This window comes from Xanthomonas indica (assembly GCF_040529045.1).
Classification (GTDB): domain Bacteria; phylum Pseudomonadota; class Gammaproteobacteria; order Xanthomonadales; family Xanthomonadaceae; genus Xanthomonas_A; species Xanthomonas_A indica.
In genome coordinates, this window is sequence record NZ_CP131914.1 from 2937869 (window position 1) to 2956329 (window position 18461).

An 18461-nucleotide genomic window follows, 5' to 3' on the forward strand; every position below is an offset into this window, starting at 1 on the left:
CAAGAAAACCAAGTGCCTTTTTTGTTTGACTCTGCAACGCCGTCGCTCGAATGTGATATCGGCGTGACGGCGGATTCCTCGATGCGTCGTTGGTCGTAAGGCGATTCCCGACGCTGTCTAATTCATTTCCTTACGCAGTGAGTGGCTGCCACTGGCTGCCGATCGCGTCGGCGATGGCCTGGGCATTGGCCTGCGGCGCGTGCGCAGCGGCGGTCGTTGCGGTGGCATGGCTGGATGCGGTCGCGGCGACGGCGCCGGATGCAGGGGCGGCGCTGCGCGCGGCCTGCTGTTGTTCCACCCGGAACACCGCCACCGCATCGCTCAACTGCGCCGCTTGGTCCTCCATCGACCGCGCCGCGGCGGTGGCTTCCTCGACCAGCGCGGCGTTCTGCTGGGTGCTCTCGTCCATCTGGGTGACGGTGCGATTGACCTGCTCGATGCCGGCGGACTGCTCCTGCGAGGCCGCGGAAATCTCGCCCATGATGTCGGTGACCCGGCCCACCGAGGCGACGATCTCCTGCATGGTCTGGCCGGCACGCTGCACCAGCTCCGCGCCTGTGGTGACCCGCTCGACCGAGTCGTCGATCAGGCCCTTGATCTCCTTGGCGGCGTTGGCCGAGCGTTGTGCCAGCACGCGCACCTCGCTGGCGACCACGGCGAAGCCGCGACCCTGTTCGCCGGCGCGCGCGGCCTCCACCGCCGCGTTCAAGGCCAGGATATTGGTCTGGAAGGCGATGCCGTCGATCACCGAGATGATGTCGGCGATCTTCTTCGATGCGGTTTCGATGCCGCTCATGGTGTCGACCACCTGGCCGACCACGGCGCCGCCCTGCGAGGCGACCGCGGCGGCGCCGGCGGCGAGCTGGTTGGCCTGGCGCGCATGCTCGGCGTTCTGCTTGACCGTGGCGGTGAGCTCCTCCATCGAGGCGGCGGTCTCTTCCAGGCTGGCGGCCTGTTGCTCGGTGCGCTGCGACAGGTCGCTGTTGCCCTGAGCGATTTCGGTGGCGGCGCTGTGGATGTCGCCTGCGGCACGCTGGATGCGGCCGACGATGTCGGCCAGGCGCTCGGCGGTGCCGTTGGCGTCGTCGCGCATGGTGGCGAAGATGCCCTGGAAGTCGCCGTGCATGCGCGCGCCGAGGTCGCCGTCGGCCAGTGCGCTGAGCAGCCGCGAGACTTCGGCTATGCTGATCGCGTTGGCGTCGAGCAGGCCGTTGAGTTGCTGCGCCAGCATCAGGAAGAAGCCCTGCTTGCCGGTGCGGTCGATGCGCTGCGACAGGTCGCCGGCGGCGGCGCTGCGCACCACTGCGGCCACTTCCGCCTCCACCCGCGTCTCGGCGGTGCGGTCGCGCCATTCGCAGACGAAGCCCAGGTGCGCGCCCTCGGCGTTGCGGATGGCGGAAATCTCCTGGGCGATGCAGACCTCGCGATAGCGCACCTCGCGCTGCGCCGCGCCCTGTCGGTCCAGCCGTTGATAGATCTCCGCGTCCTGCGAATTGCCCACCTCCAGCAGCGCCACCGACTGGCCCAGCAGCGATGCGGCGCGGTCGAATGCCGGCGCGCAGGCGCGGATGTCCTCGGCGTGGGTCTGCAGCAAGGTCTGCAGCGCCGTGTTGGCGTAGATGATGGTCAGGTCGGGATCGGCGATGTACATGCCGGTGGAGGCGTTGTCCAGGGCGGTACGGATGCGCAGGTTCTCGGCGGCGACGCTGCGCTCGCGTTCGATGCGCTCGCGCAGTTCGCGCTGCATCCGCGCCAGCGCCGCCATCAGGCTGCGCCCGTGCCTGGCGGCGACCGGGATGGGCTGGTCCAGGCGGCCTTCGGCGATGTGCTGGGCCGCGTCCATCGCCACCCGCGGTTCGCCGCCGAGCAGCTGTGCGACCGAGCGCAGGATCCAGGCCGCGGCAGCGCCCAGGCACAGTACGGCGAGCAGCACCGCGCCGGCCTGCTGCCAGGTGGCGCGCCGGCTCTGCTGCTCGGCGGCCTTGCGGCTCTGTTCGTTCAGCGCCAGGATGCTGTCGCTGATCGTATCCATCTCGGTTTCCAGCCGAGCGAACTGCGCGGTGAAGTCCGCATAGGCGGCGCTGCTGTCGCCCTGGGTCTCGGCCAGCGTCACCACCTTGTCGGCGGCGGCGATGTAGCGCTGCAGTGCCGGCCCCGCGGCATCCAGTTGCGCGCGCAGGGTCGCGTCCAGCGGCAGCTTTTGGTTGTCGTCCAGCGCCTTGCGGAACTCGCCGGCGTGTTCGCCCAGGGAGGCGCGCGCGGCCTTGACCCCGTCCGCATCCTGCCGCGCCGCCGCCAGCAACGCGGCGGTGACGTCGCCGCGCAGGGCGTCGTGCATCATGTCGGCCTGCATGTGGTTGCGCAGCGCGTCCGAGGACGTGACCTGCGCGGCGACCGAGCGCAGCAGGCCTTGTTGCGCGCTGTAGCCGACGCCGCCCAGCGCGAGCAGGGCGAGCACCGCCACCAGCACCAGGATCCCGAGCATATGCATGATTTTCATCGGTGTGGCCCGATCAGAAACGGAAGGACAGGCCCGCGCCGAGCGCGTGGTCCGGCGAACGGTTGTTGAGGCCGCGGCTGTACACCACGTCCAGTTGCACGTCCTGGGTCAGCAGCCAGGCCGAACCGACGTCGAGCAGGGCGACGGTGCCGCCGTCGTCGGCATGCGCGATCTGCGGCAGCGCCAGTTCCACGAACGAGCGGGCGCGGTCGTTCCAGGCCTTGCCCAGCACCACGCCGAAGATACCGGCGGTGTAGCGATGCCCGCCGTCGCCTTCGTCGCGGATCACGCCGGGCATCATGCCCAGCGAGACGCTGTCGCTGAGTTCCCATTCGGCCACCAGGCGGAACGAGGGGCGTGCCCCGCTGCCGCGCACATCGCGCGCGCCGCTGGGCAGGTCCACGTGCAGCAGCCAGGCCAGCGAGGCGCCGCCGAGTTCGCTGGCCAAGTGATGCTTGAGGCCCAGCGAAATGTCGGAGAAGCCGGAGATGTCGCCGCCGACCGGGACGTCCACCGTCTGCCAGCCGTCGGTCTCCACACGCAGTTCCCAGGTCGGGCCGATGCCGTAGCGGAACAGGGTCGGGGTGGCGTAGCCATCGACGTCGCCGTCGCGTTCCCAGGCCACGCTGGTTTCCACCTGCAGGCGCCGGTCGCCGACGGTGAGGCTGGATTCGACGAAGTCGGGGCGATCGGTGGCGATCGGTTCGACCTCGGCCTGCGCCAGGCCGGCGAAGCCGCACAAGGTCAGACAACTGGCGATAATGCGTAGCTTCATGGCGGCTCCCGTTGGCGGTTCGGTCGGAACCGGGGGGCCGGGCGCAGTGCGGCCGGCGCCGGGGTACGCGGAGTGCGGCGCCCCGGCATGGCAGTTCCGCTTTCTATATCGACCCTGAATGCACTTTCTTTACGAACGTGACGCCCTAAGCGCTCCGCGCTCGCCACGGCGCGAGGCGGCCGACCGCGAAGCGCGCAGGGCGCTCGCGGTGGTGGGGATCAGGCGCGGGTCAGAACTCCTGCCACTGCCCGTCGTCCGTCGCCGTGGTGACGCGCGGGACCGTCTTCAACGGGGCCGCAGTCGGTCGCCGAGGCGGTGTCGCCTTTGCCGCGGGAGCGGGCGGCACGGGACGGCGCGCCGGCGCCGGGGCGGCGATCGCCACGGCGGCGGCGGTCTCGAGCTTGAACAGCGCCACCGCCTGGTTGAGCTGGCCGGCCTGGTCCTCCATCGACCGCGCGGCGGCGGTGGCTTCCTCGACCAGTGCCGCGTTCTGCTGGGTGGCCTCGTCCATCTGGGCGATGGTCTGGTTGACCTGCTCGATGCCGGCCGACTGCTCCTGCGAGGCGGCGGAAATCTCGCCCATGATGTCGGTCACGCGCTGCACCGAGGCGACGATGTCCTGCATCGTGGTGCCGGCCTGCTCGACCAGGGCCGAGCCCTCGGCGACGCGCTCGACCGAATCGTCGATCAGGGTCTTGATCTCCTTGGCCGCATTCGACGAACGCTGGGCGAGGGTGCGTACCTCGCTGGCGACCACGGCGAAACCGCGGCCCTGTTCGCCGGCGCGCGCCGCTTCCACCGCCGCGTTCAAGGCCAGGATGTTGGTCTGGAAGGCGATCCCGTCGATGACGCCGATGATGTCGGCGATCTTCTTGGAGGCTGCCTCGATGCCGTCCATGGTGGTGACCACCTGGCCGACCACCGTGCCGCCCTGCGAGGCCACCGATGCCGCGCCCGCGGCCAACTGGTTGGCCTGGCGCGCATGCTCGGCGTTCTGCTTGACGGTGGAGGTCAGCTCTTCCATCGACGCAGCGGTCTCTTCCAGGCTGGCGGCCTGTTGTTCGGTGCGGCGCGAGAGGTCGTCGTTGCCGGCGGCGATCTCGGCCGCGGCGCCGTTGATGCTGATCGCCGCGGTCTGGATGCGCGCGACGATGGCCGCCAGCTGTTCGGTGGTGGCATTGGCGTCGTCGCGCATGGTGGCGAACACCCCCTGGAAGTCGCCATGCATGCGCGCGGTCAGGTCGCCGGCGGCGATGGCCTTCAACAGCGTGGACAGCGCCTGCAGGTTGCCGTCGGCGGTGGCCATCAGCTGGTTGAGGCTGTCGACCATCAGGCGGAAGTCGTACTGGAAGCGCTCGGCGTCGCCACGCACGCTGAAGTCCCCGGCCGCCGCAGCGCTGGCGAGGTGCTTGATCTCGCTGTTCATCGCAGTGAGGTTGCGCTTGACCGTGTCCATGGTCTCGGTGAGCACGGCCTTCTCGCCGGGCAGGCGATCCATGTCCTCGGACAGGTCGCCGATGGCGTAGCGGCCCATGATCTGCGCCAGGCGCAGCTTGACCGCGATATGCGAGGCCGCGAGCGCATTGCTGTCGCGGACCATGCGCCCGTAGTCGCCCGGGAAGGCGCTTTCGTCCATGCGGAAGCTGATCTGCCCGGCATCGTGGCGCTCGGCCATCTCCTTCTGCGCGTCGAGCACGGCGCGCAACTGCTGCTGCATGCGCTGCAGCGATCCCAGCAACTGCCCCAGCTCGTCGTTGCGCGGATACTGGATGCGGCTGTCCAGGCGGCCGGCGGCGACCGCGCTGGACACCTGCACCGCGCTGGCCAACGGCTTGACCACCAGCCGCCGCAGCAGCAGGTACAGGCCGCCGCTGAGCAGCAGCGCGGCGCACAGGCCGACCGCCACGATGGTCCACAGCAGGTTGCGCGCCTGCGCCATCAGCACTGTCTTCGGCACCGCCACGCCCAGCGCGAAGCGCTCCTGGGCCTGGCCGATCTGCAGCGGCACATACACGTCCACGTCGGTGGTGCCGGTCTGCGGATCGACGGTGTCGCGGCTGACGGTCTTGCCCTGGGCGATGTCGGCGAGCAGGGCGCGGGTGGCCGGATCCTGCAGCTTCTTGCCGACCAGCGCAGGATCGCGGTCGGCGACGATGACGCCACCGGGCGAGAGCAGGCGCACGCGGCCCTCGCCGAGCGGGCGCAGCTTGGCCACGCGCTGCTGCAGCGCGGCCAGGCCGAAATCGGTGGTGACCACGCCGAGGAACTTGCCGTCTTCCAGGATCGGCGTGCTGACCGTGGTCATCAGCACCTTCTGTCCGGCGATCTCGTAATCGTAGGGTTCGGCGACGGTCGGCCGCAGCAGCTTGCGCGGATTCAGATACCAGTCGCCGGCGCCGGCCACGTCGTAGTCGCGCAACGGATCGCGCACCAGCTTTCCGTTCTGCCAGGACCAATACACCATGTAGCGGCCGCTGGCGTCGTGGCCGTCGCTGTTGGCGTAGTCCGCATCCTTGCCGTCCAGCGCCTGCGGTTCCCACAGCGTGCCGATGCCGGTCCAGTCGGGATGCTGCTGCAGTTCGCGGCGCAGGCTCTCGCTGAACAGCTCGCGTGCCTTGTCCTGGCCGCGCTGGGCGAGCAGGGCATTGGCCAGCGCCTGGTTGGAGACGGCGGATGCGCCGATGGTGCTGCCGATGCGCTCGGATTCCAGGCGCGCGGTGTCGGTCATGCCGACCTTGGCGGAGGCGAGCAGGGCGGAACTGCTGCGGGCGTAGATGATGGCGGCGGTAATGCCGAAGCACAGCAGGGCGATCGCGGCCACACCCAGCATCAGGCGGGTGGCGACACTGCTCGGGCGTGTGGAGGACGTCGTGGGCATCGCGGTCGTCTCGATGGGAGGAATGGAGCGGTCGCGCGGCGTGGTCCCGGAAAGCGTCTGCTTTTGAGACACGTCAGGCAGAGCACATGCGCGATAGTGGCCTTATCGGCATGGCATCCCAGAAATGTAGTGGCGGTCGTGGTTCACCGCCGGGTGGCCGCACCGGTGCGGACCGCTTGGCCGGGGCCAGGCGCGCGGTCGACGGCGGCGCATGTCGGGCGGAGGCGGGGCGGCTCCGGAACGGCGCACTGCGGGGCGGCGCGGCCGCTGGGCGGGCAGGGTGGCAATAAAAAGGCCCCGGGAGCGGTTCGCTCTCGGGGCCGTTGGTGCGAGACGGGCGGCTGGGAGACGCGCTCAGAACTCCTGCCAGCTGTCGTCGCCAGCGGCGACGGCGACCGGCCGGGCCGCCGGCCGTACCGAACGCGCGGCCGGCTTGGCCGCCGGCTTGGCGGCCGACCGCGCGACCGCGCGGACCGGCGTGCTGGCCGCGGCCGGCTGGACGGCGTGACTGCCGTTGGCCTCGATCTTGAACACGGCCACGGCCTGGCTCAGCTGGCTGGCCTGTTCCTCCATCGACCGCGCCGCCGCGGTGGCTTCTTCCACCAGTGCCGCGTTCTGCTGGGTGGTCTCGTCCATCTGGGTGACGGTCTGGTTGACCTGCTCGATACCGGCCGACTGCTCCTGCGAGGCAGCGGCGATCTCGCCCATGATGTCGGTGACGCGCTGCACCGAGGTCACGATCTCCTGCATGGTCTTGCCTGCCTGGTCGACCAGCGCCGAGCCCTGGGCGACACGGCCGACGGAGTCGTCGATCAGACCCTTGATCTCCTTGGCGGCGTTGGCCGAGCGCTGCGCCAGGGTACGCACCTCGCTGGCGACCACGGCGAAGCCGCGGCCCTGTTCGCCGGCACGCGCGGCTTCGACCGCCGCGTTGAGCGCCAGGATGTTGGTCTGGAACGCAATGCCGTCGATGACGCTGATGATGTCGGCGATCTTCTTCGACGAGGCCTCGATCCCGCTCATGGTCTCGACCACCTGGCCGACCACCGCGCCGCCCTGCGAGGCGACCGCAGCCGCACCGGTGGCGAGCTGGTTGGCCTGACGCGCGTGTTCGGCGTTCTGCTTGACGGTGGAGGTCAGTTCCTCCATCGACGCAGCGGTTTCTTCCAGGCTGGCGGCCTGCTGCTCGGTGCGGCGCGACAGATCGTCGTTGCCGGCGGCGATCTCGCTGGCGGCGCCGTTGATGCTGACCGCCGCGGTCTGGATCCGCGCGACGATCGCCGCGAGTTGTTCGGCGGTGGCGTTGGCGTCGTCGCGCATGGTGGCGAACACGCCCTGGAACTGGCCGTGCATGCGCGCGGTCAGGTCGCCGGCGGCGATCGACTGCAGCAGCGACGACAACGCCTGCAGGTTGCCGTCGGCGGTGGCCATCAGCTGGTTGAGGCTCTCGACCATCAGGCGGAAGTCGTACTGGAAGCGCTCGGCATCGCCGCGCACGCTGAAATCGCCGGCCGCCGCCGCGCCGGCCAGGTGCTTGATCTCGTGGTTCATCGCGGTGAGGTTCTGCTTCACCTTGTCCATGGTCTCGGTGAGCACGGCCTTTTCGCCGGGCAGCCGGTCCATGTCGTCGGACAGGTCGCCGATGGCGTAGCGGCCCATGATCTGCGCTAGGCGCAGCTTCACCGCGATGTGCGAGGCCGCCAGGGCGTTGCTGTCGCGGACCATGCGGCCGTAGTCGCCGGGGAACACGGTTTCGTCCATGCGGAAACTGATCTGGCCCGCATCGTGGCGCTGGGCCATCTCGGCCTGCGCGGCGAGCACCGACTGCAACTGGCTCTGCATCTTGTCCATGCTCAGCAGCAGCACGCCGGCCTCGTCCTTGCTGCGCAGGTCGATCGTATTGTCGAGCTTGCCGCGGGCGATGGCGTCGGCCACGCCGATCGCGGTGCCGAGACGCTTGAGCAGCTGCCGGCGGATCAGGACCGCCAGGCCGATCGCGGCCACGATCACCAGCAGGTTGCCCAGCAGGATGGCCCACTTGTTCTGCGCGCGCACGGTGTCCAGGGTCGCGCTGCGCTTGGTCAGCAGGCCGCGTTCCTCGTCGGTGAACTCACCGAGCAGGCTGCGGATCGTTTGCATGGCCTTGCGGTCGCGGGCCTGGCCGAACTCGGCGGCGATCTGCGCCGGATCGTTGGATTGGGTGCGCAGCGCGATGATCTGCTTCTCGACGCCGACCAGATCGTCGAACGCCGCATGCACCTTCTCCAAGCGTGCCTGCTGGCGCGGATTGTCCGCGGTCAGGCGCTTGGCTTCGGCGAAATTCTTGTCGAACGCGGCCAGGCCGGCAGTGAACGGTTGCAGATGCTGCTGCTGGCCCGCCAGCAGGTAGCCGCGCGAGCCGGTTTCCACGTTGAGGGCGTCGATTTCCATCATGTCGCCGGTGGCCAGCACCTTGTAGGTGTGGTCGTTCATGTCGGCGGCATTGTTGAGCGAGAACAGGCTGCTCAGGCTGATCGAGCCGATGATCACCGTGATCAACACGATGATCGCAAAACTGAGTGCGAGCCTGGCGGAAAGACTGAGATTCTTGAGCGTCATCGTCGTGGTCCTGATGGGTGAAGCATTGGGGATGGCGTACCCCTTGCCTGAGTCGATGTCCGCGGAGGCGTCGGGCGCTGCCTTAACTATTTCTTCTGTAAATCAAAATCATCAAATTGATAGCTTTTTAACTTCAATAGATTTTTCAGATTGAAGCGTTTATTTCGATTGCGTTTTTCTTGCTTTAGCGCGTTGATGGCAAAATTTGTTCAAATTTGTAGACAATTTGTGTGCGCAAGTGACGTATCGGCATGATGTCGGCGTTCTTTACGCGTCCATTGCGTGTGTTTAGCTGGGTTTCACGTTTACTTCACGCATGCCTGGATGCGCTTCACGCTCTGCGGCCACGGAGGTGTCACGCGATCCCGTCATGGCCGGTGAGGCCGGTCGAAAAAAAAGCCCGGGAGTTGACGCTCCCGGGCACGATGTCACGCAGTCGTCGGCAGCTCGGTCAGCGCGATCAGAACTCCTGCCAGTCGGTGCCGCCGGCTGCAACGGCGGCGGCGCTCTTGGTCATCGGCCGGTGCACGGCCGTGCGCGGGGCCGGCGTCTTGACCGGCCGCCGTGCGCTGGCGCTGGCCAGTGCCGATGGCGGAACGGACGCGCGGTGGGCTGCCGCCGGCGCCTGCTGGTCGATCTTGAACAGGGCCACGGCCTGGCTCAGCTGGCCAGCCTGATCCTCCATCGAACGGGCCGCGGCGGTGGCTTCCTCCACCAGCGCGGCATTCTGCTGGGTGGTTTCGTCCATCTGCATCACGGTCTGGTTGACCTGCTCGATGCCGGCGGACTGCTCCTGCGAGGCCGCGGAGATGTCGCCCATGATGTCGGTGACGCGCTGCACCGAGCTCACGATCTCGGTCATGGTCCTGCCGGCCTGGTCGACCAGGGCCGAACCCTGCGCGACGCGGCTCACCGAGTCGTCGATCAGGGTCTTGATCTCCTTGGCCGCATTCGACGAACGCTGGGCGAGGGTGCGTACTTCGCTGGCCACGACGGCGAAGCCGCGGCCCTGTTCGCCGGCGCGCGCCGCTTCGACGGCGGCGTTCAAGGCCAGGATGTTGGTCTGGAAGGCGATGCCATCGATCACCGAGATGATGTCGGCGATCTTCTTCGAGGAGGCCTCGATGCCGCTCATGGTCTGCACGACCTGGCCGACCACGTCGCCGCCCTGCGAGGCGACGGCCGCTGCGCCGCTGGCGAGCTGATTGGCCTGGCGCGCGTGCTCGGCGTTCTGCTTCACGGTGGAGGTCAGTTCCTCCATCGAGGCGGCGGTTTCCTCCAGGCTGGCGGCCTGCTGCTCGGTGCGCCGCGACAGGTCGTCGTTGCCGGTGGCGATCTCGCTGGCCGCGGCATTGATGCTGACCGCCGCGGTCTGGATACGCGCCACGATCGACGCCAACTGTTCGGTGGTGGCGTTGGCGTCGTCGCGCATGGTGGCGAACACGCCCTGGAAGTCGCCGTGCATGCGGACGGTGAGATCTCCGGCCGCGATCGACTGCAGCAGGGACGACAGCGCCTGCAGGTTGCCGTCTGCAGTCGCCATCAGCTGATTGAGGCTGTCGACCATCAGGCGGAAATCGTACTGGAAGCGTTCGGCATCGCCGCGCACGCTGAAGTCGCCGGCCGCGGCGGCCCCGGCCAGGTGCTTGATCTCGGTGTTCATCGCGGTCAGGTTGTGCTTGACCGTGTCCATCGTCGCGGTGAGGCGGGCCTTCTCGCCGGGCAGGCGGTCCATGTCCTCGGACAGGTCGCCGATCGCATAGCGGCCCATGATCTGCGCCAAACGCTCGGTCACCGCGATATGTGCGGCGGCCAGCGCATTGCTGTCGCGGACCATGCGGCCGTAGTCGCCGGGAAACACGCTTTCGTCCATGCGGTAGCTGGTCTGGCCGGCGTCGTGGCGCTGGGCCATCTCCGCCTGCGCGGCGAGCACCGCCTGCAATTGCTGCTGCATGCGTCCCATGGCATTCAACAGGCGGCCGGTTTCGTCGCTGGCCTGGGTGCGCACGGCATTGTGCATGTCGCCGTTGGCGATCGCCTCGGCCGCGCGGGTCGCCAGGCGCAGCGGTGCGGTCAGGCTCTGAGTGATGGTCAGCGCCAGCAGTGCGCTGAGCGCGAGCGCGAACACGGTGCCGCCGATCAACAGCATGCGGCCACGTTCCATCGAATCCAGCGCCGACTGGTAGGCCTCGGCGGCCTGGGATTTTTGCCGATCGGCGAATTCGCGGATCTTGCTCTGCCATGCCAGGGTCGCCGGCAACGCGTCGCGATTGAGCATCTCCACGGCCTTGGCGGTGTCGCCCGCTTCGCGCGTTGCCACGATGGCGTCGTTGATCTTCTTCGCGGCGGCACGCTTGGCATCCATGTCCGCTCGCATCGCGCGGCCGGTCGGGGTGCTGGAGAGCGTGTCGATCTTGGCGCGTGCCGCTGCGTAGCGCTCGCGCTGTTTGCTGAACGTCTCCAGTGCCTGCTTGCGGATTGCCGGGTCGGTGGAGGTGGTGTAGGTGCTGAGCGCGACCAGCACGGAAGAATTGGCATCGAGCATCTGGTTGCTGAATTCGATCTTCGCCATGCGGTCCAGCACGATCATGTCCAGTTGCTTGCGCGCGTCGGCCATGCCGGACAGCCCGATGATCACCAGGACCACCGAAAGAAGAATCAGCAGGCCGAATGCGGCCGACAGGCGCATCCCGACGTTGTAGCGTTGCAGAAAGCGGATCATATCGATCTCCTTGAAAAGGGAATGCCGCCGCGCCGGTCGGAATCGGCACGGGGCGGGTTTCCGGATGTAGCCAGTGCTGCGGTTGTGGTGGAGCGGCCGCCATGCTGGGGCGGCCGCCTGTAGCGAAAGACGGCTTGGTGTCCTCAGAACTCCTGCCAGTCGCCGGTGCTGGCCTCGGCCAGTGCGGCGGCCCGCACTGGCGCCGGCGCCGGCCGCGGCGTGCGCGGGGGCGGCGTCGGCACCGCGCTGCGCGATGCGGCCGGACGCGCGATCCGTACCACGGTGGAGGTGGCTGGCGCGGCGCTTGCCGTGTCCAACTTGAACACCGCCACCGACTCGGTCAGGTGCCCGGCCTGTTCTTCCATGGAACGCGCTGCGGCGGTGGCCTCTTCCACCAGGGCCGCGTTCTGCTGCGTGGTTTCGTCCATCTGCATCACGGTCTGGTTGACCTGCTCGATGCCGGCCGACTGCTCCTGCGAGGCGGCGGCGATCTCGCCCATGATGTCGGTGACGCGCTGCACCGAACTCACGATCTCCTGCATGGTCTTGCCGGCCTGGTCGACCAGGACCGAGCCTTCGGCGACGCGTTCGACCGAGTCGTCGATCAGGTCCTTGATCTCCTTGGCGGCGTTGGCCGAGCGCTGCGCCAGCGTGCGCACTTCGCTGGCGACCACGGCGAAGCCGCGGCCCTGTTCGCCGGCACGCGCGGCCTCCACCGCCGCGTTGAGTGCCAGGATGTTGGTCTGGAAGGCGATGCCGTCGATCACCGAGATGATGTCGGCAATCTTGCGCGAGGACGCCTCGATGCCGCTCATGGTCTGCACGACCTGGCCGACCACGCTGCCGCCATGCGAGGCGACGCTGGCCGCACCGCTGGCGAGTTGATTGGCCTGGCGTGCATGCTCGGCGTTCTGCTTGACCGTGGAGGTCAGCTCTTCCATCGAGGCGGCGGTTTCCTCCAGGCTGGCGGCCTGCTGCTCGGTGCGCCGCGACAGGTCGTCGTTGCCGGTGGCGATCTCGCTGGCCGCGGCATTGATGCTGACCGCCGCGGTCTGGATGCGGCCGACGATGCCGGTCAACTGATCGGCGGTGGCATTGGCGTCGTCGCGCATGGTCGCGAACACGCCCTGGAAGTCGCCATGCATGCGCGCGGTGAGGTCGCCGATGGCGATGGACTGCAGCAGGGCCGAGAGCTTGCCCAGGTTGCGGTCGCTGACCTCCATCATCGCATTGAGGTCCTGCACCATCAGGCGGAAGTCGTGCTGGAAGTGCGCGGCATCGCCGCGTGCGCTGAAGTCGCCGGCCGCGGCCGCCGCGGCCAGGCGCTTGATCTCGGTGTTGATCGCCAGCAGGCTGGCCTTGGCCGCGTCCATCGATTCGTGCAGCACCGCACGGCTGCCGGGCAGGCGGCGCGCGTCGCGGCGCAGGTCGCCGTTGGCGTATTCGTTGAGCACGCCGATGGCGTCGACGATGGCGTCCAGGTGCTCGAACATCATGGTGTTGATGCCCTTGCTGAGCTCGCCGTACACGCCCGGGAAGTCCTGCGGCATGCGGTGGCTCATGTCCTTGTCGGCATGCAGCTCGATCATCAACGCGGTTTCGCTGGAGAAGCGCTGCAACTGTTGCTGCATCGCGTCCATCGCCAGCAGCAGGCGGCCAGGCTCGTCGCGGGCGTCGGTGGCGACGTCGTTGTCCAGACGCCCGGCGGCGATGGCCTCGGCGGCGCGGGTGGCGCGCGACAGTGGCCCGGTCAGGCTGCGGGTGATCGTCCAGGCCAGCAGGCCGCTGACGAGCAGCACCGCCAGGCCGCCGGCGATCAGCATGTTGCGGCCAGCTGCCATCGCCTGGGTCGCCTTGGCATAGGCGTGCTTCATCTGCACATCCTGGATATCGGCGTTCTCACGGATCTTGGCCTGCCAGGCGGCGGTGGCCGGCCGTGCCTGCTCGCTCAGCACCGCCTGCGCCTCGGCATTGCGATTTGCGGCCCCCAGTGCGATGACCTGATCGTTGAGCTTGCCGGCGACGACGCGATCGGCGTCGATCTCCGCGCGCAGCTTCCTGATCTTCTCTTCGGTGGCCGGAAACGCCTCGAGTTGCCTGCGCATTTCCGCATAGTGCCGGCGATGCTCCTGGATGTCCGCCAGCGCCTGCTGGTTGAGCTCGCTGTTGGAGACCATCGTCAAGGTGCCGAGCGCGATCAGGATGTTGGCGTTGTCGTCGAGCATGCCGTTGCTGATGCGGACCTTCTCGACGTTGACCTTGACGATGCGGTCTAGCTCGCTGCGCGCCTGCGACATGGACAGCAGTCCAGCGGCGATCAGCAGGCAGGACAGCACGATCAACAGGCCGAATGCGCCGCCGAGACGGCGGCCGACGTTGTAGCGTTGCAAGAACGAAGTCATGTGTGGAACCCCTTTTATCGAGTGAGGAGCGGTTGCGCGCTCCAACGCGAAAGGGAGACCCCGCCGTGGCGCCTGGCGGATGTGGCGAAATGCGCAACGGAAATCCGTGAGCACACGAACGCGCGCGCCGCGAGAGCGCCGACATCGAACGGTGTTTCCCTTTCCCCTGCAACATTCGCTTCAGCGCCCGGCGTGTGACGGCCGTGCGTTCCCCCTGAAGCGCCGGCACGCCTCCCCAGGCGGCCGGTTCGCGCACGTAGACAAAAACTGTGCGCTCTATTGCTATCGACAGTACCGGCGGATTCTTTAGGGTCCTGTGCTGTCCTTGCGTGGCCGTTGCCTGTCCGGCAATGGCGCGCTTATGACGGTGGCGGCAGCCGCAGCGGTACCGGCAGGACACGCGTTGCGGCCATGGCATCGCATGGCGCACAACGCAAAAGCCCCGGCATCGCTGCCGGGGCTCGTGTGGGACGTGACGCGGGAAGATCCTGCGGTCAGGCCGCCTGCTGCACCCGCAGCGAGCGGACCAGGCCGCCGATGTCCACGATAAGGGCGACGCGGCCGTCGCCGAGGATGGTGGCACCGGAGATGCCGCTGATGCGCCGGTAGTTGTTCTCGATGTTCTTGACCACAACCTGCTGCTGGCCGATCAACTCGTCCACTTCCAGCGCCAGCTTCTGCCCGTCGGCCTCGACCACCACCACCAACGGCTCGGCCTGCTCGGTGCGACCGAAACCGTAGGAGTCGCTGAGCGAGAGGATCGGCAGGTACTCGCCGCGGACGCGCAGCACGCGGCCTTCGCCGGCCATGGTGCGGATGTCGTCGGCCTTGGGCTGCAGCGCCTCGATGACGTAGGCCAGCGGCAGGATCAGGGTCTCGCCGGCGACCGCCACTGTCATGCCGTCGAGGATCGCCAGGGTCAGCGGCAGGCGGATCAGCACGCGGGTGCCGCGGCCGGATTCGCTTTCCAGCTGCACTTCGCCGCCCAGGCCCTGGATGTTGCGGCGGACCACGTCCATGCCGACGCCGCGGCCGGACAGGTCGGTGACCGCGTCGGCGGTGGAGAAGCCCGGGGCGAAGATCAGGTCCCAGACCTGCGCATCGCTCGGGTTGTCCGGCACCGCGATGCCGCGTTCGGCGGCCTTGGCCAGGATGCGGTTGCGGTTGAGGCCGGCGCCGTCGTCGCTGACTTCGATGACGATGTGGCCGCCCTGGTGCGACGCGGCCAGGGTGATGGTACCGGTCTCGTCCTTGCCGGCGGCGCGGCGCGCCTCCGGCAGTTCCAGGCCGTGGTCGATCGAGTTGCGCACCAGGTGCACCAGCGGATCGGCGATCTTTTCGATCAGGCCCTTGTCCAGCTCGGTGCCCTCACCAATCGTGCGCAGGCGCACCTGCTTGCCGAGGCGGGTGGACAGGTCGCGGACCAGGCGCGGGAAGCGGCGGAACACCGCGTCCACCGGCAGCATGCGCACGCCGATCACCGCTTCCTGCAGGTCGCGGGTGTTGCGTTCCAGCAGGTCCAGACCGGCGAACAGGCGCTCGGCCACGGCCTGGTCCAGGCCGGTGGAGACCTGCTTGAGCATGGCCTGGGTGATGACCAGTTCGCCGACCAGATTGATCAGCGCATCGACCTTGTCGACGCTGACGCGGATCGAGCTTTCCGCTTCGTGCGCGGCGGCGGCATTGCCGGCCGGGGCGTTGGCGGCCACGGCCGCGGCCGGCGCGGCGGTGGCGGCGGTCGGCGGCGCGGTCAGCACCGGGGCCGGCGCGGTGGCCAGGCTCGGCGGCGGCACCGGGCGGATCTCCAGTTCGCAGTCGTCGATGACCCAGGCGAAGGTGTCTTCGATCGCGCTGCGCGGGATCTTGCCGACCAGGCCCAGGTCCCAGGCCAGGTAGGCCTCGAGCGGGTCGAGTTCGGCGAAGCCGGGCAGGCGCGTGCTGCGGCAGGCGACCTGCAGCGGGCCGAGGTGTTCGAGTTCGCGGATGATGCGCAGCGGGTCGTTGCCGCTCATGAACAGCGACGGCGCCGGGGTGAAGCCGATCTGCCAGGCTTCCGGCTCGGCCGGCTGGTTCGCTGCCGGGGTGGCGGCGGCCGGCGCGGCGGGGCCGCCGTTCAACGCGTGCTGCAGGCGTTCGTGCACGGCCTTGACCGCGGCCGGATCGGCCGGGACGCCGTGTTCGGCTTCGCGCAGCAGGGCGCGCAGCACGTCCACCGAGCCGAGGATGGCGTCGATGGCGTGCGCTTCGACTTCGCGCTTGCCGGCGCGCAGCTCGTCGAGCAGCGTCTCCAGCACGTGGGTAAGGCCGGCCATCGCTTCGAAGCCGAAGGTGGCGGCGCCGCCCTTGATCGAGTGCGCGGCGCGGAACACCGAGTTGATGGTCTCGGGATCGCGATTGCCTTCTTCCAGCGACAGCAATCCGGCTTCCATCGCATCCAGTCCTTCGCGGCTTTCCTCGAAGAAGGTGGCGTGGAAACGCTGCAGGTCCATGCTCATGGGGCGGGAATCCGGAAAAGGAGGGGAGGGATCAGCCCAGGACTTTCTGGACGGTGGCGATCAGCTGTTCGGGATTGAACGGCTTGACCAGCCAGCCGGTGGCGCCGGCCGCCTTGCCTTCGGACTTCTTCTCCGCCGCCGACTCGGTGGTCAGCATCAGCATCGGGGTGAACTTGTAGTCCGGCAGCTGCCGCAGCTCCCGGATCAGGGTGATGCCGTCCATGTTCGGCATGTTGACGTCGGTGACCACCGCGTTGAAGCGCTGGCCCTTGGCGCGGCCCAGCGCGACCGCGCCGTCTTCTGCTTCTTCGACGGCAAAGCCGGCCGAGGTGAGGGCGAAGGAGACCATCTGGCGCATCGACGCCGAATCGTCCACTACCAAGATACGTGCGCTCATGCCGCGTTCTCCACAGATTTCAGATTGTCAGGGGTTGCAGGAAGGCCCAGCGATTCGCTGACCCCTAGCAGGCGGGCCGCATCGCGAAAGGTCGCGTTGCAGGCCTCGAATTCGGTGCGCTTGCCGTCCTTGCGACGGGCATCGACGAATGCGCACAGCACCTGTACGGATGCGGTATGGATGCGGCGCACTTCGCCGGCGTCCAGCCGCAGCACGTCGTCCGACGCAAGGAACGCGGTCAGGCGTTGTTTCAGGTCGGCGCTGGTCTCGATGCCGAGATCTTCGCCAAGGGGGACTGTGCTCATCATTGCTCCGCACCAATGGTTCTATGGCAGATAACGGCCGTGGCCTGAAAAGCTTTAGCGGCGGTTGGAAAGTGCGGCACCGTTCCCAGTTGCCGCCCGCCGCGCGGGTCAGTGCAGCAGTTGCTCGGCGTCGAGCAGGATCATCGGCTGTTGCGCCAGCCGCGCCACGCCGCGGAACAGATGGTTGGAAATGCGGCAGATGCGGGCATTGTCCGGCGGCTCGATCTGCTGGTCGCTGAGGCTGGCCACGTCTTCCACCGCGGACACGCGCAGGCCCAGGGTCTCGCCGTTCTCTTCCAGCACCACCACCCGGGTCTGCATGTCCATCTCGATCGGCGCGGCGCCCAGGTGCACGCCCAGATCGAGCACCGGCACCACCTGTCCGCGCAGGTTCATGATGCCGAGCATCGCCGGCGGCGTGCCGCGCAGCGCCAGCAGCGGCACCGGCAGCACCACCTCCTGCACCTTCAGCAGTTCCAGCGCGTAGGCCTGCTCGCCGCAGCGCAGGCGCAGCCAGCGGGTGCGGCGCTCGGCCAGGCGGTCGGGGGCGATGGCCGAGCCGTGCGGCACGCTCGGGGCCATGAACGACTGCAGGTTCGGCGGCAGCTTGGCGCCGGCCGCCTGTGCGCGGCTGGCTTCGGCGCGGCGCTCCGGCGGCACCGCCATCGGCGGGCGCTTGACCGCACGCGCGGCGGCGGCATCGTCTTCGGCAGCCAGGTCGCGCGGCACGGTGGCGCGCTGCCGTTCCATCGCCGCGACCGCATCCAGGTCGGCCTGGCGCTCGGCCTGCTGGGCCGGGGTCAGCGCGGCAGGCGCGGGTGCGTCCTGCGACATGATGCCGGCCAGGGCTGGATCCGAATCGGCCTCGGCCAGGACCGCGGCAGCGATCTGTTCGGGCGTCGGGCCGGCCGGGGCGGGCGCCAGCGCTTGCTGCGACATGATGCCGGCCAGGGCCGGATCGGAATCGGCCTCGGCCAGGACCGCGGCAGCGATCTGCTCGGGCGTGGGACCGGCCGGGGCGGGCGCCAGCGCTTGCTGCGACATGATGCCGGCCAGGGCCGGATCGGAATCGGCCTCGGCCAGGACTGCGGCAGCGATCTGTTCGGGCGTCGGGCCGGCCGGGGCGGGCGCCAGCGCTTGCTGCGACATGATGCCGGCCAGGGCCGGATCGGAGTCGGCCTCGGCCAGGACCGCGGCGGCGATCTGTTCGGGCGTGGGACCGGTCGGGGCAGGCGCCAGCGCTTGCTGCGACATGATGCCGGCCAGGGCCGGATCGGCATCGGCCTCGGCCAGGACCGCGGCAGCGATTTGCTCGGGCGTGGGACCGGCCGCGGCTGCAGCAGCCGCAGCCGGCACCGTCTCCTCGGCGTCCGCCTGCATGTCGGCGAC

11 protein-coding genes are annotated in these 18461 nt (G+C 68.7%); 1 reads left to right on the forward strand and 10 read right to left on the reverse strand.

The window, feature by feature from the left end:
* Positions 1–130: 130 nt before the first annotated feature.
* The 4 genes from Q7W82_RS12715 to Q7W82_RS12730 form a co-directional block, all read right to left on the reverse strand.
* On the reverse strand, positions 131–2500 hold the full coding sequence (locus Q7W82_RS12715) for a methyl-accepting chemotaxis protein (protein WP_242161303.1): 2370 nt from the start codon (positions 2498–2500) through the stop codon (positions 131–133).
* A 13-nt stretch (positions 2501–2513) separates the two neighbouring features.
* Positions 2514–3275 carry a transporter gene (locus tag Q7W82_RS12720; protein ID WP_242161304.1) on the reverse strand — a complete coding sequence of 254 codons (762 nt, stop codon included), beginning with the start codon at positions 3273–3275 and terminating at the stop codon, positions 2514–2516.
* 229 nt (positions 3276–3504) lie between these two features.
* The gene (locus Q7W82_RS12725; protein ID WP_242161305.1) at positions 3505–6153 is read right to left on the reverse strand and encodes a methyl-accepting chemotaxis protein; all 2649 of its coding nucleotides are present in this window, start codon (positions 6151–6153) and stop codon (positions 3505–3507) included.
* A gap of 354 nt (positions 6154–6507) precedes the next feature.
* Positions 6508–8751 (reverse strand): methyl-accepting chemotaxis protein, encoded by a 2244-nt coding sequence (locus Q7W82_RS12730; RefSeq protein ID WP_242161306.1) that lies wholly within the window; start codon positions 8749–8751, stop codon positions 6508–6510.
* On the opposite strand from Q7W82_RS12730, the gene Q7W82_RS12735 reads away from it, so the two are divergent.
* A complete protein-coding gene (locus Q7W82_RS12735; RefSeq protein ID WP_242161311.1) occupies positions 8675–8905 on the forward strand; it encodes a hypothetical protein in 231 nt (76 codons plus the stop codon). The two genes, Q7W82_RS12730 and Q7W82_RS12735, sit on opposite strands and share 77 nt — an antisense overlap.
* 306 nt (positions 8906–9211) lie before the next feature.
* On the opposite strand, the gene Q7W82_RS12740 is transcribed toward Q7W82_RS12735, so the two are convergent.
* The 6 genes from Q7W82_RS12740 to Q7W82_RS12765 form a co-directional block, all read right to left on the reverse strand.
* On the reverse strand, positions 9212–11473 hold the full coding sequence (locus Q7W82_RS12740) for a methyl-accepting chemotaxis protein (RefSeq protein ID WP_311195523.1): 2262 nt from the start codon (positions 11471–11473) through the stop codon (positions 9212–9214).
* A 143-nt stretch (positions 11474–11616) separates the two neighbouring features.
* Positions 11617–13875, reverse strand: a complete 2259-nt coding sequence (locus Q7W82_RS12745) for a methyl-accepting chemotaxis protein (RefSeq protein ID WP_242161307.1) — start codon at positions 13873–13875, stop codon at positions 11617–11619.
* A gap of 494 nt (positions 13876–14369) precedes the next feature.
* Positions 14370–16370, reverse strand: coding sequence for a chemotaxis protein CheA (locus tag Q7W82_RS12750; protein WP_242161308.1), 2001 nt, complete (start codon positions 16368–16370; stop codon positions 14370–14372).
* Between the two features lie 31 nt (positions 16371–16401).
* Positions 16402–16767 carry a response regulator gene (locus Q7W82_RS12755; RefSeq protein ID WP_010341778.1) on the reverse strand — a complete coding sequence of 122 codons (366 nt, stop codon included), beginning with the start codon at positions 16765–16767 and terminating at the stop codon, positions 16402–16404.
* Entirely contained in the window at positions 16764–17072 is a 309-nt protein-coding gene (locus tag Q7W82_RS12760) for an STAS domain-containing protein (protein ID WP_010341777.1), read from the reverse strand. Before Q7W82_RS12760 ends, Q7W82_RS12755 begins: the two co-directional genes overlap by 4 nt.
* Positions 17073–17180: 108 nt before the next feature.
* The gene (locus Q7W82_RS12765; RefSeq protein ID WP_353949521.1) at positions 17181–18452 is read right to left on the reverse strand and encodes a chemotaxis protein CheW; all 1272 of its coding nucleotides are present in this window, start codon (positions 18450–18452) and stop codon (positions 17181–17183) included.
* Positions 18453–18461 lie beyond the last annotated feature (9 nt).

Coding starts and splice junctions, on each gene's coding strand:
- Q7W82_RS12715 (WP_242161303.1), bottom strand. CDS start 2,500: ATGAAAATCATGCATATGCTCGGGATCCTGGTGCTGGTGGCGGTGCTC.
- Q7W82_RS12720 (WP_242161304.1), bottom strand. CDS start 3,275: ATGAAGCTACGCATTATCGCCAGTTGTCTGACCTTGTGCGGCTTCGCC.
- Q7W82_RS12725 (WP_242161305.1), bottom strand. CDS start 6,153: ATGCCCACGACGTCCTCCACACGCCCGAGCAGTGTCGCCACCCGCCTG.
- Q7W82_RS12735 (WP_242161311.1), top strand. CDS start 8,675: ATGATCACCGTGATCAACACGATGATCGCAAAACTGAGTGCGAGCCTG.
- Q7W82_RS12730 (WP_242161306.1), bottom strand. CDS start 8,751: ATGACGCTCAAGAATCTCAGTCTTTCCGCCAGGCTCGCACTCAGTTTT.
- Q7W82_RS12740 (WP_311195523.1), bottom strand. CDS start 11,473: ATGATCCGCTTTCTGCAACGCTACAACGTCGGGATGCGCCTGTCGGCC.
- Q7W82_RS12745 (WP_242161307.1), bottom strand. CDS start 13,875: ATGACTTCGTTCTTGCAACGCTACAACGTCGGCCGCCGTCTCGGCGGC.
- Q7W82_RS12750 (WP_242161308.1), bottom strand. CDS start 16,370: ATGAGCATGGACCTGCAGCGTTTCCACGCCACCTTCTTCGAGGAAAGC.
- Q7W82_RS12755 (WP_010341778.1), bottom strand. CDS start 16,767: ATGAGCGCACGTATCTTGGTAGTGGACGATTCGGCGTCGATGCGCCAG.
- Q7W82_RS12760 (WP_010341777.1), bottom strand. CDS start 17,072: ATGAGCACAGTCCCCCTTGGCGAAGATCTCGGCATCGAGACCAGCGCC.
- Q7W82_RS12765 (WP_353949521.1), bottom strand. CDS start 18,452: ATGCAGGCGGACGCCGAGGAGACGGTGCCGGCTGCGGCTGCTGCAGCC.